This window comes from Lunatimonas lonarensis (assembly GCF_000390185.1).
GTDB classification, from domain to species: domain Bacteria; phylum Bacteroidota; class Bacteroidia; order Cytophagales; family Cyclobacteriaceae; genus Lunatimonas; species Lunatimonas lonarensis.
Map to the genome: position 1 here is coordinate 39,403 of NZ_AQHR01000085.1, position 15,894 is coordinate 55,296.

Annotated in this window: 14 protein-coding genes; 4 read left to right on the forward strand and 10 right to left on the reverse strand. The window is 45.8% G+C overall.

The annotated features are described in order from the left end of the window. Positions 1 to 2: 2 nt before the first annotated feature. The 4 genes from ADIS_RS12935 to ADIS_RS12950 are packed head-to-tail and all read right to left on the reverse strand — an operon-like array spanning position 3 to position 3,041. A complete protein-coding gene (locus ADIS_RS12935) occupies positions 3 to 863 on the reverse strand; it encodes a 5-oxoprolinase subunit C family protein (protein ID WP_010854987.1) in 861 nt (286 codons plus the stop codon). After that, positions 856 to 1,548: a 5-oxoprolinase subunit B family protein gene (locus ADIS_RS12940; RefSeq protein ID WP_010854988.1), complete on the reverse strand. Its 693-nt coding sequence runs from the start codon at positions 1,546 to 1,548 to the stop codon at positions 856 to 858. Before ADIS_RS12940 ends, ADIS_RS12935 begins: the two co-directional genes overlap by 8 nt. Continuing rightward, positions 1,541 to 2,287 (reverse strand): LamB/YcsF family protein, encoded by a 747-nt coding sequence (locus ADIS_RS12945; RefSeq protein ID WP_010854989.1) that lies wholly within the window; start codon positions 2,285 to 2,287, stop codon positions 1,541 to 1,543. The genes ADIS_RS12940 and ADIS_RS12945 overlap by 8 nt, the downstream gene beginning before the upstream one ends. Positions 2,288 to 2,345: 58 nt before the next feature. Next, entirely contained in the window at positions 2,346 to 3,041 is a 696-nt protein-coding gene (locus tag ADIS_RS12950; protein WP_051113315.1) for a DUF2490 domain-containing protein, read from the reverse strand. A gap of 241 nt (positions 3,042 to 3,282) precedes the next feature. Between ADIS_RS12950 and ADIS_RS12955 the strand changes: the two genes are divergently transcribed. Further along, positions 3,283 to 3,855 (forward strand): DUF4136 domain-containing protein, encoded by a 573-nt coding sequence (locus ADIS_RS12955; protein ID WP_155907443.1) that lies wholly within the window; start codon positions 3,283 to 3,285, stop codon positions 3,853 to 3,855. A 40-nt stretch (positions 3,856 to 3,895) separates the two neighbouring features. On the opposite strand, the gene ADIS_RS12960 is transcribed toward ADIS_RS12955, so the two are convergent. Next, positions 3,896 to 6,106, reverse strand: coding sequence for a carbohydrate binding family 9 domain-containing protein (locus ADIS_RS12960; RefSeq protein ID WP_010854993.1), 2,211 nt, complete (start codon positions 6,104 to 6,106; stop codon positions 3,896 to 3,898). A 263-nt stretch (positions 6,107 to 6,369) separates the two neighbouring features. Here ADIS_RS12960 and ADIS_RS12965 point away from each other — a divergent pair, with 263 nt between their 5' ends. Both ADIS_RS12965 and ADIS_RS12970 read left to right on the forward strand, forming a co-directional pair. Continuing rightward, on the forward strand, positions 6,370 to 8,046 hold the full coding sequence (locus ADIS_RS12965) for a ribulokinase (RefSeq protein ID WP_010854994.1): 1,677 nt from the start codon (positions 6,370 to 6,372) through the stop codon (positions 8,044 to 8,046). 323 nt (positions 8,047 to 8,369) lie between these two features. Next, complete coding sequence (locus ADIS_RS12970) at positions 8,370 to 8,951, forward strand: DUF4136 domain-containing protein (RefSeq protein ID WP_010854995.1); 582 nt, start codon at positions 8,370 to 8,372, stop codon at positions 8,949 to 8,951. Between the two features lie 124 nt (positions 8,952 to 9,075). Here the strand turns inward: ADIS_RS12970 and ADIS_RS12975 are convergent, their stop codons facing one another. Then, complete coding sequence (locus ADIS_RS12975) at positions 9,076 to 9,810, reverse strand: NYN domain-containing protein (protein ID WP_010854996.1); 735 nt, start codon at positions 9,808 to 9,810, stop codon at positions 9,076 to 9,078. 309 nt (positions 9,811 to 10,119) lie between these two features. Here ADIS_RS12975 and ADIS_RS12980 point away from each other — a divergent pair, with 309 nt between their 5' ends. Then, a complete protein-coding gene (locus ADIS_RS12980) occupies positions 10,120 to 12,630 on the forward strand; it encodes an ATP-binding protein (protein WP_010854998.1) in 2,511 nt (836 codons plus the stop codon). 129 nt (positions 12,631 to 12,759) lie between these two features. On the opposite strand, the gene ADIS_RS12985 is transcribed toward ADIS_RS12980, so the two are convergent. From ADIS_RS12985 to ADIS_RS13000, 4 genes are all read right to left on the reverse strand, one after another. Further along, positions 12,760 to 12,969 carry a hypothetical protein gene (locus ADIS_RS12985; RefSeq protein WP_010854999.1) on the reverse strand — a complete coding sequence of 70 codons (210 nt, stop codon included), beginning with the start codon at positions 12,967 to 12,969 and terminating at the stop codon, positions 12,760 to 12,762. A gap of 208 nt (positions 12,970 to 13,177) precedes the next feature. Further along, positions 13,178 to 13,540 (reverse strand): response regulator, encoded by a 363-nt coding sequence (locus tag ADIS_RS12990; RefSeq protein ID WP_010855000.1) that lies wholly within the window; start codon positions 13,538 to 13,540, stop codon positions 13,178 to 13,180. A 1-nt stretch (position 13,541) separates the two neighbouring features. After that, positions 13,542 to 14,930 (reverse strand): ATP-grasp domain-containing protein, encoded by a 1,389-nt coding sequence (locus tag ADIS_RS12995; RefSeq protein ID WP_035805930.1) that lies wholly within the window; start codon positions 14,928 to 14,930, stop codon positions 13,542 to 13,544. Between the two features lie 119 nt (positions 14,931 to 15,049). Then, on the reverse strand, positions 15,050 to 15,802 hold the full coding sequence (locus ADIS_RS13000) for a sulfite exporter TauE/SafE family protein (protein ID WP_010855002.1): 753 nt from the start codon (positions 15,800 to 15,802) through the stop codon (positions 15,050 to 15,052). Between the last annotated feature and the right edge of the window lie 92 nt (positions 15,803 to 15,894).

A 15,894-nucleotide genomic window follows, 5' to 3' on the forward strand; every position in this document is an offset into this window, starting at 1 on the left:
GATTATATAACCTTAAAGACAATCGTGTCCCCTGCTCTTTTTTGTGAGAGCATGGCGAGGCTTTTTGGCGTCAATTGAAGTACTCTAGGGTATCCTCCGGTGACTTGTGCATCCTTCATCAGCACAATCAGGTTCCCGGAGGGGGTCAGTTGGATGGTGCCTGGATATACCGGGGCACTTAAAATTTCAGGAAGTTGATGGGTAACTTTCCCCGCCAATTGATAGCCCATACGGTTCATGACTGCTGTCACCTCAAAAGCCTGCCCAGAAAGCTGTTGCCGACCCACCAAATCCAATAATTCAAATTCGGGGCCTTTATACGCCTCAACGGAATCTCCCAACCAAAAAAGTTTATTCTTTACAAGGGCATGGGAGGTAGATACAACGTTTTTTGAACGGGAAAAATAAGCGCATTCTCCAGAAAGGTATCCCGCACGATCCGTAACCAAGGGATAAAAACTTTTACTGCCAAAGAGATCGCTTGCATGCCATTTCCCATTTATGGCCATGTAAAGCCAATTTCCGAATTTGCCCGGTTTGATGTGTATAGAGGTGCCATCCTGTAAAGAAATCACCTGGAGTTGTTCACATCGGACACCGTTCACCTCTATCTCCACCTCAGCTCCCGAAAACACCACCTGACATGATCCACGTACCAACATTTGTACCCGTCCCGGCGCAAACTCCAAACAGGGGTGGTCAGGTGTGTTGCCCAAAACCAAATTTGCTCTTCCGGCAGAAATCGTGTCCATAAATCCAGACTCGGGAACCCCAAAACCTGCATACCCTAATCGACCACCATCCTGTAAACTGACTTGAACCCCCGGATCAATTATTTGAAAAAAGGCACTTCTGCTACGCATAATCCCAATCTAAAGTGCCTGCAAGGATTTGTTCGTATGCATCACGCTGGATCGGTACAAAGCGAATGCGATCCCCCGGAGAAAAAGGGGGCAACTTTCCGCTACTTGCATTAAAAATCCTTATTGGCGTACTTCCTACCACATGCCATCCTCCTGGACTGGACACTGGATACACTCCGGTCTGATAACCCCCAATCGCCACAGCACCCTGTTCGATACGCCTGTCCGGAAACTGCTTTCTAGGCATGGCTAGAACCTCCGGCAAGCCTCCCAGGTACATAAAACCGGGCAGAAAGCCATAAAAATGAAGCAGGTAATCTACTCCGCTGTGCAACGCAACGAACTCATCCAATTTCATTCCCTTGGTTTGCAAAAACCGCACTAAATCCTTGGCAAGTTCAGGCTCATAGCAAACCGGCAATCGCCAATAGGTAGGTGTGTAGGAAGTCTCATCGTTATCGGATACCTCCAACGACTGGCGGATTTCATCCATACAATCAGCAACCGAATCGAGGTGAAGGGAAAGAATATGGTATCCCACCCGCACAGCCTTGATCCTATCCCCCAGCTTTTTATGAACGGATGCCTTTACTTTCAACATATCGAAAAGGATTTCTTCCGAAATAGCGGCCGGCCAATTAATTTCCAGTATTTCAGGCGTTATGTAGCGGATCCCCCTATTCATGATGAGGGAAAAGATTCTTTCCAGACAGCCATTCCCTAAGTTGAATAGCCGTTTGCACCGCATTCGGGTGATCGCCATGTAAACACAGCGTATCAACCTTTATAAAATGCCAGTCGCCCTGCGCAGTGCAAACCCGATTCCCAAGAACCATTTCCTCCACTTGGGCGCGGATTTCGTCCCACCCGTGGAGTACGGCACCCGGTTGGCGCCTTTCCAATAAGGTAAGCCCAGTGGAATACCTGCGGTCCACAAATCCTTCAAACCAAACCTTCACCCCTGATTCCTGCCCTACTTGGGCCAGTTTTGAAGCAAAAGGAGCATAAAGCTTTGCAAATGGGACGACTTCTTTAATTAACTCCACTACTTGAATAGCCAGATCCTCGTTGATACAGGCCTCGTTATACAACGCACCGTGAGGCTTTACATGATGAAGCGGAACGCCCAGCGGCGCAAGATGGTCTATTAAAAGCATTAGTTGCTCCCTTATGCTTTCGTGGAGTTTATGGGAAGCTATTTCCATCTTTACCCTGCCAAAATTGGTGGGATCCGGATACGAGGGATGTGCACCGATTTTGATGCCCTGCTCCAAGGCAAGAAAAACCGCATTACGAATTGATTCCGTATTGCCGGCATGTCCACCACAGGCAATACTACAACTGCTTACGAAAGGCATGATCGCGGCATCATTGCCGACCTCCTCTCCCAAATCCGCATTGATATCGATGGAAATACTGGTCATTCAAAAGGTATCTTGTCTTTCTTTTAACCGCGTCGGGCAGGTTCGGGGTTCCGCCCTACTACTTGTCAGGTTGTAAAATATTGGCAAAAACACCCAGCTGCAAATAGCCTTTGGTCTTACCACTGAAATTCTGTGCCAACCATCCGCTCTGAACGCTCACTGCACGGCTGAACTGGTACCCCGCAGCAACATACAGGCGATTTCTATCATAGGGAGTATCTTCGAAATGAAAAAAGATCTCATCATAGGCCGTAGCAAAAAACGTTTTTGGTGCCATCCGCTCACGGGTGATCGGAACCGTTGCCATAAACCGGTAGCGAACCCTGTCCCGGTATTGATCACCCACAAACCGCTGCTCCAAGCGACCCCTGTGTTCCACAACTACCCTTCCGAGAAAATGGGTATGAAGAACCTGTTGCCAAATCCGGTGCTCGATCAGTGTGGGACGGGCTACGCCCTCCGGTGGGTAGCTCTCAATGTATCCAAAACCGGCTGTTAACCATAGATTTTTTTTGATATGGTAATTAATCCCAAAACGCAACAAAAGCTGCTCCTCCTTGTGACTGATATCGTAGGAACGGTCCTGTATTTCATTATGTATGCTCCATTTTTCGGAAAGCTGGGTTCGGTTAAAAAACATCAGCCACATACCTTGGTTTTCATTAAAAACCGACTGCCCATTGGTTGACAAAGGAAACATCAATACCAACGCCAAATACGAAAAACGAAGCACCAACAACCGACCCATCATCATTAATTACGAACAAATATCAGTAATTATCCACTCTTTCAAGCATACATTCGGTTGAACAGCTGCCCTCTCGTTTTAACGGTGATTTACACGGAAGCAAGCTTTGTTTTCCTTTGGAAAGCATTTGTTTCATACCGGGAATTTCCAAGTTAGGGGTAGCGAGGAATCACAATATTGCTTAGATTTCGAATCTGAATGTATACAACAAAACAGCTAATTCTTGCGTCTTAGTAAAAAAAACACCATGACTAGATACTTCCACATAGGCTTCTGGATACTTGCCGTTTTGATGGTCGGCTGCAGCCCGGTAAAAGTATATATGGAAAAAAATGAGATGGCCCGTCCGGATGCCTTTCAGACCTTTTTCGTGATCAGCGAATTTTATGATGCCATGGCCTTTAATTCTCCCGTACTGGAGGAAAACCTTCAAAAGCGTTTGACCGAAGGGATGGAGAAATTCGGCTATCAGCTGGACTCCAAAAAGCCGGATCTCATCGTGCGGTACAATACCCTTCTGACCGACCGCAAGAAAGAAATCAACAGCGCTCCCATGGGACCGTGGGGATGGGGCATGAACCCTTGGATGTGGGGTAACCCCTGGATGATGGGCCCGGGCATGGGGGGAGGATTTAGGGTCGAAAAATACGATCTGGGAGAAGTAGTGGTTGACTTTATAGACACAAGGCAGGATAAAGTGGTGATGCGTATTTCTGCCGTTGGGGAGATCAACAAACCGGACCAACGATCCAGAAACCTAAAAGCCTCCGTCGATAAGATTTTGAAGGAGTTTGCCCGGAACATTTCCTCAAGAGGGTAAACCATGCCTCCCATCCACGCGTTCTTAGCCTATTTCTTGGTTAGAGGTTCAGCCAGTAATTCAATTTCATCACGACTGCCCGTTGCTTGGAGGCGAATGTTCCCGGAAAATAATTGTCTGTATAGACCATAAATAAATCAGAAACAGGTGCATACCTCCATTGGAGGCGGGTGTTGACGTTGATGTTATCTATCTGATTGTTGTATTGGATAAATGTCGTCCAAAAAAGGTCGCGTGTGAATGTCAGGTCAATTCTGGGACCCAACAAAACCAGATCCGCATCGCGTTGTGGTTCTGGCAGACGGATTCGGCTATAGTTTACGTTCATCGACAGGTTTGCCAGGTACCCAATCCGCCACTGCAAGGTACCAGAAAAACTCTCCATCGAGCCATTGAAATATTGGCCAACCTGACCAACCCCGCGCAACGAAAACGCATTGATGGGATTTGTCCGGATATCAAAACCAAGGAATGTTGTACGGTAGGCCGTCCCCTCTGCTAGGGGTTCTCCGCCCATACGGGTGGGGTCAAAGGGGAAAAAGAGGTAAGTGTATTGATTGTTCAAGGTAAAGGTCATCTCCGCATGGGAATGAAAGCGAACCAGATAAAGGAAACTGTGTAGTTCATCGGTTATTCCCAACCTTTCATTCCAAAGAATTTCCGTCTTTACTCCCGGCCCATGCCTGTTTATTCTTCCCGAGGCAGGGAAAAACAGGTAGGCCATTTCCGGTGAGATTCGCTGAAAATCGACGCGTGGCGTGTATCCAACCACAGGGTTGTAGTTTTCCCCAACATAAGAATAGGATAATCCCGCCGCAAAATGGGTATCCAAAAACGCCAGTTGAGCATGTCCGGTACCGGTATCGCTTAGGTCGCCGTCTTCATACGTTTTGTGGTAAAAAAATTTCCCGCTCCACCTATTATCAGCTGAATACAGATTGTAGTCCAGGCCAACCAACCGGTTATGGGCACCGTTTTCCATGGCCAAGCCTCCTTTTTGGGTATCCAATGATTCACGGTTCACAACCATTACGCCTACATTGGATCGACTGAATACCTTTCGCTGAAGTGCCGCCACTGCAAAATTCTTGCCCACAATGCCCCGCAAGGGATCACTGGCTGTCTGCATGTTCATCGTTCCTATTCTCCAGTCATCCGTCAACTTCCCACTAAGGCGGGCCCCATAGAGAATTTGGTTTTGGACATTCTGTCCTGTATTCTCATCCCTGTCTACCCCTATCCTTCTGGAAAAGAAAGGACGAATACGGTCTGTACCAAAATCGGCAAACAAATCTGCGTTTTCCAGAAAAAACTGTCTTCGCTCGGGAAAGAAAATCTCAAACCGGTCCAAATTGGTCACCTGTTCGTCCACCTCCACTTGGGAAAAGTCTGGATTAAAGGTTAAGTCCAGGTTCAGTGCAGGGCCAACACCAATCTTTGCATCCCCGCCCACTGTAGGTCTAAGGGGGTCGGCAATATTCTCCAGGTTGTTTTGGGATGCACCCATGGCTACATAAGGTATCAATGCTATATTAGCCCCGGATTTAGGCAATGCTTCCGGGAAAAAAAGCTTTTGCGTGAAAGCTACGTGCGTTACGTTGAAGTTTTTTGGAATGTGGGTCCAGGTACTTTTCTCTGCATACTCACTGTCAATACGGTAAAAATTAACATTCCAGCTTTTAGCCCCTTCTTTGTATCGCAGCGTAGAAAAGGGTATCGCGATCTCGGCTACCCATCGGTCTTCGTGAATCTTTGCGGCAGAAAGCCATTTATTGTCCCAAGCCAGGTTTAGGTCGGTGGTTTGCAGACCTCCGTTTCCGATCATCGCTTCCCGTTGTACCCCAAAAGGATTGATGCCAAAGAGGTAAGCATTTGTTCCATCATTGAAGGTATCCATCAGTATACTCAAACCATCGTTTTGGTTGCCACGAAAATCCCGTCTAAGAGAAGTACTTACATAGTATTCCCGCGGTCCTCGATTGTACATGACTGCTGCTATGTACAAAAACCGGGAATCGTACGCCACTCGGATAAATGTCTTCACCGTAGCCAACGAAGTATCACTTGGGAAAAACTGGTGAAAGTCACCTGCCCAACCATCCTGCTCTAGCCAAACAGCCTCATCCAATTCACCGTCTATAATGATGGGATGATTGATGGGAACAGCGGTCAGTCCGGAAATATGCTGTCCGTTCGCATGTATGAATGCTAAAAAAACGAGGAAGACAGCCCAACAAAGATGCTTTTTCATGCTGAAAACTAAACGTGCCGTGAAAGTAAATCAATTGCGCCAAATCAAGCTATCCTTTTACATAATTGGCAAATAAAAAAACAGGAAGTAGGTCATTTAGCTATTTTCCGGACAAATGCAGTCAATCTTTCAAAAAACCCGATAAGGTATCATTCCCTTTGCTAAAAACTGGTAAATAAACTTAACTTGCGCTTGGGTTTTTTAGTCATCTCCGACTTATTGCCCACTTCCAAAACAAACGCAAACCCAAGAAACGTGTTAATATGAAGCATTATGTTATCGGTGTCGATTATGGTACCGACTCTGTAAGATCCGTATTGGTAGACACTAAAGACGGCAAAACGCTGGCAAGCGAAGTTTTTTTATATCCCCGATGGCGTGAAGGCAGGTACTGCAATCCATCCACCAACCAGTTTCGTCAGCATCCCCTCGATCACTTGGAAGGGTTAACCCAGACGGTAAGAAAGGTTATGGAACAAAGTGGTGTAGATCCCCGGTCGGTAAAAGCTATGTGTGTGGATACGACGGGGTCTTCTCCCTTGCCGGTCAACGAACAAGGTGTGGCCCTGGCCATGCTACCGGAGTTTTCCTCCAACCCGAATGCCATGATGGTTTTATGGAAAGATCATACGGCAATTGGAGAAGCGGATGAAATCAATCAGCTGGCCCGGACTTGGGGTGGCGAAGATTTTACCAAATACGAAGGCGGGATCTATTCGTCCGAGTGGTTTTGGGCAAAGATTCTCCACATCACCCGGAAAGATCCGGCTGTCGCAAATGCAGCGTATTCATGGATGGAGCACTGTGACTACGTGACCGCCACGCTTACCGGTACGGTAGATCCTCTTCAAGCAAAACGAAGCCGATGTGCCGCAGGACACAAAGCACTGTGGCACGAAAGCTGGGGAGGCTTGCCTGACAAGGCTTTTCTATCCCAACTTCATCCAGGTCTGGCAAGCCTCAAAGACCGTTTGTACACCGATACCTTTACTTCCGACGAATCAGCCGGAACCCTCTGTAAGGAATGGGCCGATCGCCTTGGGCTTTCCGAAACCACTATTGTGGCTGTGGGAACCTTTGATGCCCATGCGGGTGCAGTAGGTGGGCAGGTAACTGCCAATACGCTTGTCAAGGTAATGGGTACCTCCACCTGCGATATCATGATTACCTCCTATGAAACCCTTGGAAATAAATTGGTAAAGGGTATTTGTGGACAAGTCGACGGTTCCGTGGTTCCCGGAACCATTGGATTGGAAGCTGGGCAGTCCGGATTTGGCGATGTACTCGCATGGTACAAAAATTTGATCTCCGGCCCGGCTATCCAACTGATACAGGAAAGCAAACACTTAGATAGTTCCCAAAAGGAGCTACTTGTGAGGGAAATTGAAGAAAAACTACTGGTTAAGCTATCAGAGGAAGCATTGAAAATCCATCCTTCGGAAAGTGCCGTGTTGGCACTTGACTGGATAAACGGTAGGAGAACACCAGACGCCAACCAACTACTCAAAGGTGCCATCCTTGGCCTGACCATGGGATCTGATGCTGCTAAAGTCTATAAGGCGTTGGTAGATGCCATTTGTTTCGGATCCCGGAGGATCGTGGACAGGTTCCGGCAAGAGGGCATCGCCATAGATTCGGTAGTGGGGCTGGGCGGAGTGGCCAAGAAATCGGTACTGGTGATGCAGACCATGGCTGATGTACTCAACATGCCAATCAAAGTGGCTACCTCCGAACAGGCACCCGCACTGGGGGCAGCCATGTATGCAGCGGTTGCCGGAGGAATTTATCCCCATGTGCAAGCTGCCATCGACGCGATGGGGAATGGATTCGATAAGACGTACACACCAAACCCCGAGCATGTAGCCGCATATCAACAATCCTATGAAAAATACCTTTCGTTTGGCGATTTTATCGAATCGATAACAGGTACCATCTCCTAAACCCACTCCAAAAGCCGAAGCGAATCAGTCTTCGGCTTTTGTTTTGTAACTATCTAATTAGCAGAGTTTAGCCTAACAACAATGCTCAAATGAAGCCAAATTAAAAACCCGAAAATTTTAAATTTATTTTTTCTTGCATAATGGAATGGAAATCGCTAACATTATCCGTGATAAGAATTTTATATTTTCACCAAACAAAAGAAACATCATCGAGTTCTACTTTCATTAAGGCTAACCAATGCGGTTTTTCTGTAACCATGCGTTCTTAAATCCGAAATAGACCACTGCAATTTAATATTTACACGATTTAATCATAAAGATGTATGAGACACGTAAACTACTTCATCCTGGTTTCGCTGATTTTCTGTTCAGCCTGCCTATCCCAGCGTGACTTTGTGGCTGAATACGATTACAATTACCGCGGGGCTTTCAAAAAGTATAAAACCTTCGGATTTGTAGAAGAGGAAGCCAAGGGTGATAATGCATTGGGAGATATTATTGAAAAGACGATCTCCACTCGGCTTGGATCCCAAGGATTCAGAATGAAAGATAACAACCCGGATCTGCTCGTAATTTACAAGCTGTACCAAAGTGAAGTACGATACAGAGGGTACAATCAGCCTGACTTCGATTACTGGCTTAAAAAGCAGGGAATCGAGCTACTCGAAGATGAAGCAGATAGCGTGGCAAGGGAAAAAATGAGAGAAAATTACAATGCCGTAAAGTATACCCAAAACGATGGAATGTTGGTGATTTTGGTCATTGATCACAAGAAGGGAAACACCGTATGGCAGGGTTACACTAATGCGTTTTTTGATTACGATTCGCCTAACATAAATATTGACCTAACGAGGGCAACCTATAAGGTGATGGATCAATTTAAGATTCTTACCACACAGAACTAAGACGAATTTGGTAGGTAGTATCCAAAAATAAGAGACTGTCCGAGAAGGGCAGTCTTTTTTATGTTGTCAGTTTTCCGGATATCCACTTTTTTTTCGTTCGATGATTGCTCAACCTTTTTTAACCCTATTTGGATGTCTTGTTTCTTACATAAATCAGCTTATTGTTACTTTTAGGGTGCACCCGCTCCTTGACTTCAAACTTCGCAATAGAGGTAATCAAAGGGGTCAGCTTCTGAAATCCATAGTTTCTGGCGTCAAAGTTCGGTTGCTTTTTCTGTATTAGGTTTCCCACATCACCTAAAAATGCCCATCCGTCGTCGTCTCCTAGGTCAGATATACTGGACGAAATCAACCGAAGCAGGTTTGGAGTAATCTGCTCGTATTGCTTCACTTCTTTTTCTTTACTCTTGGTATCTTCTGAATCAGCAGCCAAAATCTCCAGGTAAATGAACTTATCACAGGCCACAATAAAGGGTTCGGGTGTCTTTTTCTCACCAAGACCTATTACCAGCATTCCTGCTTCCCGAAGTCTAGTGGCCAATTTGGTAAAGTCACTGTCACTGGAAACCAAACAAAAACCGTCCACCTTTTCGGAATACAAAATATCCATGGCATCAATGATCATCGCAGAATCGGTAGCGTTCTTTCCACTGGTATAGCTATATTGTTGGATGGGGTTTATGGCATTTTCCAACAAAACCGATTTCCACTTTCCCAACTGAGGTTTGGTCCAATCTCCATAGATTCGCTTGATCGTGGGGTTACCGTACTTGGCTATTTCTTCCATCATTTCCTTCACCTGTCCCGAGGGCACATTATCGGCATCGATGAGTACAGCGAGTTTTTTATCTGGATGCATCTGCTTTCTGTTTTAAGGATTGCGTGGCACGAAGGTACAAAAAAATGGGTAGCACAACCGGCTTACATGAACCAATCATCTACTCTGCCTCTTTCAAACAGGAATAACCTGTTTTAGCTGCAAGACACCCGCACCATTCCTATACGCCTTTGGCGGACTCGATTTCATTTGGTATGCTGTTTGTTACCTACTTACACCGGAAAAGTAAACATTTATTCCAATTACTCCTTCCCTGGGCCTTTTCCGTCCGTTTTATCCTGGCAGGCTATATCGGAGAAGAAGGATTAGCGAAAGAAAACAGCTAGATACATGCAAATAGGCACGACAACCAAAGTTTTTGCTGGATTCCTACTGGCCGTCACACTAATCATTGTAGTAGGCATTACCACGTTTTTCAGTGTAAAAAACCTCTTGGACTCAGTGGATACGCTTTCCATGCCCAACGAACGTCTCAATGCCTACAACCGACTTTTGGCCGACATTTACCGACTTGATCAACTTACCGACCTCGACACATCCAACACAGACAGCATTACCATAGCAGGCCAAATAGAACAGCAGCTCAGGTTATTGGAACAAAAGTCAAATGATCCAATTGAAATCTATAAACTGAATGCCATTTGGTACAATATAGAAGAGCTGATTGAAGTACAGGGCAACCTAACGGACGTAAAACTCCGAATCACCAATCGCGATTTTAGCAAAGAAGCTCTCGATAACATCGAACGAAAGATAAGAAGGCAGGAAGAACGTAGAGTATTGGAAAACCTCGATCGATTAAGCACAAGGATCGGGCCCTCCCGTGAACTGAACGAAACCAGAAATCGGAATTCGGATGCAGCTGAAAGCGGCGATGAGATTCGGACTGAACCAGAAATGGTCTCAGATGAAATGGAAAGGGTCATCGACTACCTTACTTCAAACCTTGAAACAGAAGGCATTTCATCAGCAGCACAACGAAATCTCGCTGACTCCGTACTCCTTGCTTTACGGGAATATATGCTGGAAATCACCAGCGAAGAAAGGTTTCTAAGGGCCAGGCTGGCCAATCTAGAGCATCAGCTGTTAAGGAAAAACCGAGAGTTGGTCAGCTACATTCAAGAAATAATCACCTCCCTTCAATACGAAGCAACAAGGCAGGGAAGATCCGAAAACGAAAATGCCTATCAATTAGCCTACCGATTATCCATTTTTCTTTCCGGTTTGATCATCCTTGGGGTGATAGGTTCCTCGGCATTTATTTTCACGATCACCAGGGAGATCAAAAAATCCGAGAGGTACAATGCCAAACTGGAAGAGGCGAAGCTAAAATCCGAAAAGCTGGCAACAGCCAAACAGGAATTCCTTGCCAACATGAGCCATGAAATACGTAATCCGCTACATGTCATACAAGGATACCAGGAAGCTTTGGCAAAGACGCCCATGACAGCTGACCAACAGGAGTTTCTGAATCTTTCCAGTACAGCTACCGAAACCCTTTTAGGGGTGGTTAACGATATTCTTGATTTCTCTAAACTCGAGGCAGGTAAAATCCCGATCGAGCAAAAGCCATTTGATCCCAATCGATTGTTTGAGCAGTCCAAAGTGTTGTTTGAAAAAAACGCAAAAGACAAAGGGATCACGCTGACCTTGCATACTGACTTTCCGGACAATAAATGGATGATAGGTGACGTGCTCCGCATCTCCCAGATCATGAATAACCTGGTCTCCAATGCCATAAAATTTACAGAGCAGGGTGATGTTTACATATCTGCCACCTATGCAGAAAACAAAGGTCTATGCATTGTGGTCAAAGATAGCGGCATAGGCATGGCAGCAGAAGTCAAGGAACGGATTTTCACGGCATTTGACCAAGGAGATACTACCATCACCCGGAGATTTGGCGGTACTGGACTGGGGCTTTCCATTGTCAATAAATTGACCATTCTAATGAATGGCCAGATACATGTTGATTCCGATGTTGGTAAAGGAACGACCTTTACGATCAAGCTGCCAACGGCGTTGACCGAACCACTAAGGGCTGAACCCGTCCCGGAGACGAACACGGTTTCGCTGGACGGACTATGCATACTGTTGGTCGACGATGACAGCGTGGTCCTTAAGTACACCAAGATGTTGCTGACAGCACTTGGTGCTGATGTACTTGCTTTCAGCGGTGGAGTTGAATGGAAGAAACGGTTCAATTGGGAAAGTTTTGATTTTGCTCTCCTAGATCTCCAAATGCCGGAAATTAGCGGGTTTGACATTCTGGAGATACTCAGAAATAGGGTCAGTACGAAGCATAAACCTGTTTTGGCCCTCACTGCCAATGTATTTGCCAAAGAACAAAATGCTATTTTATCCCGAGGATTTAACGGGATCATCCTGAAACCCTTTAAGGAGGCTGAATTACTCGAGAGTTTATCTTGCCATATCCCAATGACGAATGATTTGAAGCAACCATCACATTCCACCGATACAATGAAGAAGCCAGAAAAGCCCTATAATCTGGAATCCATAGCCAAGTTTGCCATGGGGGACGATGAGTTAATAAAGGAGTTGGTCGTGGATTTTGTCCGTCAGACCAATCATGACTTAGTTCAACTGGCGACTTGTTTTGAAATAGGAGAATACGACCGGCTACGGGAAATCACCCACCAATTGGCAAGTAGACTCCGCCAATTCGAAATTAAATCGGGAGATACTGCCAAAGAAGCAGAGCTCATGCTAAAAAATGGACAGCGTGAGGGCCTTGAAGTCCTCATACAGGTTGTTATACGGGATGGAAAAGCAGCCGTGGAGCAGCTTTCAACTGATTTTGCCTTAACAGTTACCAATTGAGCGTCCGTTGGGGGTAGAAAGCCAAGTCTCCTGCCTATCAAAATTGGAGAATAGAACTTCTCATCGTATATCCAGATAATATGCCCATGAGAAAGGTTCTCCCAAAGACGAATTGTCTATAAAAATCCCTTATCGAAATACCACTGCATTCGGTTCTGTTGGTTCACGGACATCAAAAACATCAGCTTCCATAAACTCAAGCTCCTCGGTGCTGCCCAATGACTCCCCGTGCAAGGTCCGCCCGATTTCAACGGACAATTGCGCAAAGCGACCCCACGAAGTAGCCAGTATCACAATAAATCCCAACGCCAAAAATATGATTATTCCTACCTTCTGCATAGCCATCTTTGATTGTTCATAGGGAATAATCCAGAAAGAATGCCAAACCACAAACCGCTCAAAATCGGATAATACAGGAGAAAAAATCTGGTAATTTGGGGTACTTTGCAACACTATGGGGAGGCAGGGGACAAAATGATTTGGGGAACATTGATTGGTAAAGTCAAATCATACATATTCACCCAATCTACAGTCCAGCTGTTCTCAGCTATAATGAGCGTATAGTTTTCAGCAATTCAGCCGGATCGAGGGGCTTACCAATATATCCGTCAATTCCTGCCTCGTCGGATTCCTTCTTTAACGCTTCATCGGAAAAACGCGTAATCAAGATGGATTTGACGCTCGGATACCGTGTTTTTACGGCCGAAAAAACCTCAAGGCCATTGGCATCCGGTAACCGGTAGTCCAATATGGCCAAATCAATTTTGGTATCTTTGATGATTTGGGAGGCCATTGCGCCACTTTGGGCATCGTAGACGATATAGCCGTTTTTTGAGAGAAAACGGGTCAGCATCTTGCAAAAAACCACATCATCCTCTACAATCAGTATATTTTTTAGGCTGGTTTCCATATCAATCGCTCTTTTTAGGGTTGTACATTCTAATCGCCTGCTGGTCTATCGCATAAACGGCCATAACACTTTGCAAAAAACCTTGTATGAGCTCATCCATTCCTAACCCCAACAGACCAAAGTTTCTAATATCAAATAACATGAGACGCTCATCGGCATAGGTCCAACCATCCTCCCCTTTGATGGAAAGATTAGTGCCATACACATCCCATGAATCCATTCCCTCGGGAATAGGCCTATTTAAAGGCAGGTTTGCCTTTCGGGAGTATGCAGCCAATGGCCTCATTCCTTCATCCGTAGCATGCATCATCATGCGGATATCAAACACGTAACTCCTTCCCTTGGAATCAGGAATTGTCCCTACATGGTACCAGTTCTTGCTGGGATCCGTTCCCTCAATATGGTTGCTGGCAATCAACTGTTGGACAATGTACCTGTCATCTGGGTTTTTCGCAAGAATTTCCATCGCTTTATCCAACTCCTGCTGATTGACGATGGTATAGACACCCTGACCTGCGTTGCTGTCAGGCACCTTTATTACCATACTCCCTCCTAGTTGACTCAAATAACCATTTAATTGGTTGATTTCAACCTCCCGAAACGTCTGAGGCGTAAAAATCCCAATACCATTGTCCGAATTTGCCGCGTTAAATTCTTCGTAAGCCCTGCTCGCCATTGTTTTGTTTCTACCTCCTGCGAGGCAGGCCTCCAGTGGGTTCAACAAAAGGGTCTTGCTCGCCAAAGGCAGTCTATCCCATGGCATTTGCGTCACATAGCGAAATGCCGCCCGCACCTCTATCCAGTCTTCCTTTTCCGACCGTACGCTCATTTTACCCCCATCAAATCGTACAGGAGGATCCCCGTCCCCGGTCACAAACTTCGCCAAATAGACATTTTCCCCAAATACATCGGCAATCGTAGCGGCATACCCCACGTTTTCCATGGGATTTTTATCGTATATAACCGCAAGTACACCGGATTCGTCATGGCCATCGACCATGGGCTTGAACGTACTTTCAATCAAACGTTTATACCCACCCTTTTCCGCGTTCATGTCCAAAAGCGGCATGGACTTTTGCCCGGAAGGACAGCTGTTGGTTTCTATTACGGTAAGTTTCCGGTTTCCCTCGTGGTTGGTCACGTGCATTAAATCGGTGCCCGACCATCGAAAATACGTTGGCTGATAGGCAAGAAGCCGCTCTACGGCAGAAAAGTTAGCACCCGGATTAAGCCTACAGTATCGTTCTGCGATCTGTTCATTACTCAGGTTCAGGAAATAAGAAACCAACGGATGAATGTTGGAATTCAATACCCTGGGATACCAATGATCGGTAGGTTCAAAATCCCCGGGTTCTACTAGGTGAACATTGGGTGATATGGATAATTTCATTTTTCTTAAATTTTTCGTGGTCATTACATGTCCCAATATCTGGGGGCATGTCTTACGTTTTATTCAGATTACTCAGCGTGTCGTACGCGTCATGTTTGTTCGCTTATCACGGCACGATATTAAATTTTTCTTACCAGTTCCTCTATGAAATCTACATTTTGCCAAAGCATAAGAAAGCCACTTAGTACCATGGTCACGACCACAATCTGTCGAAAAAGCAACGAGGAAATACGGCCCAAAATAAACTTCCCAACGTAAACCGCAACCATCGAGCTAGCCCCTATAAGTAAACCATAGGTCAGTACCTCTCTATCCACAAATCCCAAAAAGGCATAACTGGCGATCTTGGTAAGGTGTAGCAGAATCGCATTGGCAGACCTAGTCCCCAATAGGGCTTCCTTGGACATACCATAATTGAGGTAGGCCGAATTCATCAATGGCCCTACCCCGCCTATCAACCCCGACAAAAACGACACGATCAGACCCATTGGCGCAAAATGCCACGCTTTGACTTGGATTCCAGAACGTCTTTCGGGCTTTCTGAATTGAAAAATCGTCGAGATCAACAACAATCCAATTAGCAACTGCAGGTATTCCGTTGAGAGGATTGCAAACATATTGGCCCCCAGAATGGAGCCGACAATGGTCGAAGGAAACAACCACATAAAAAGCTTCCAGTCAATATACTTCCAAAAAAGCAAGACTTTGGTGGTACTGCTCATCCCGATACTGATCGTCATAACGGGTGCAACAGCCCTTACACCCACCACCATAGCCACGAGCGGCATCAAAAGCAAACTAGCCCCTCCACCACTCAGTGTACTTAGGATAAATACAAGAAAAGCCCCTACCAAAACAAAAAAAACGGTCATATACTTCCTCTTAGGTTAACGCTTGATCAACTACTGGTGTAAAATCCGTGCCAAAACCCCGAGTAGGATCGCCCTCCAAACCTAAAAACGAT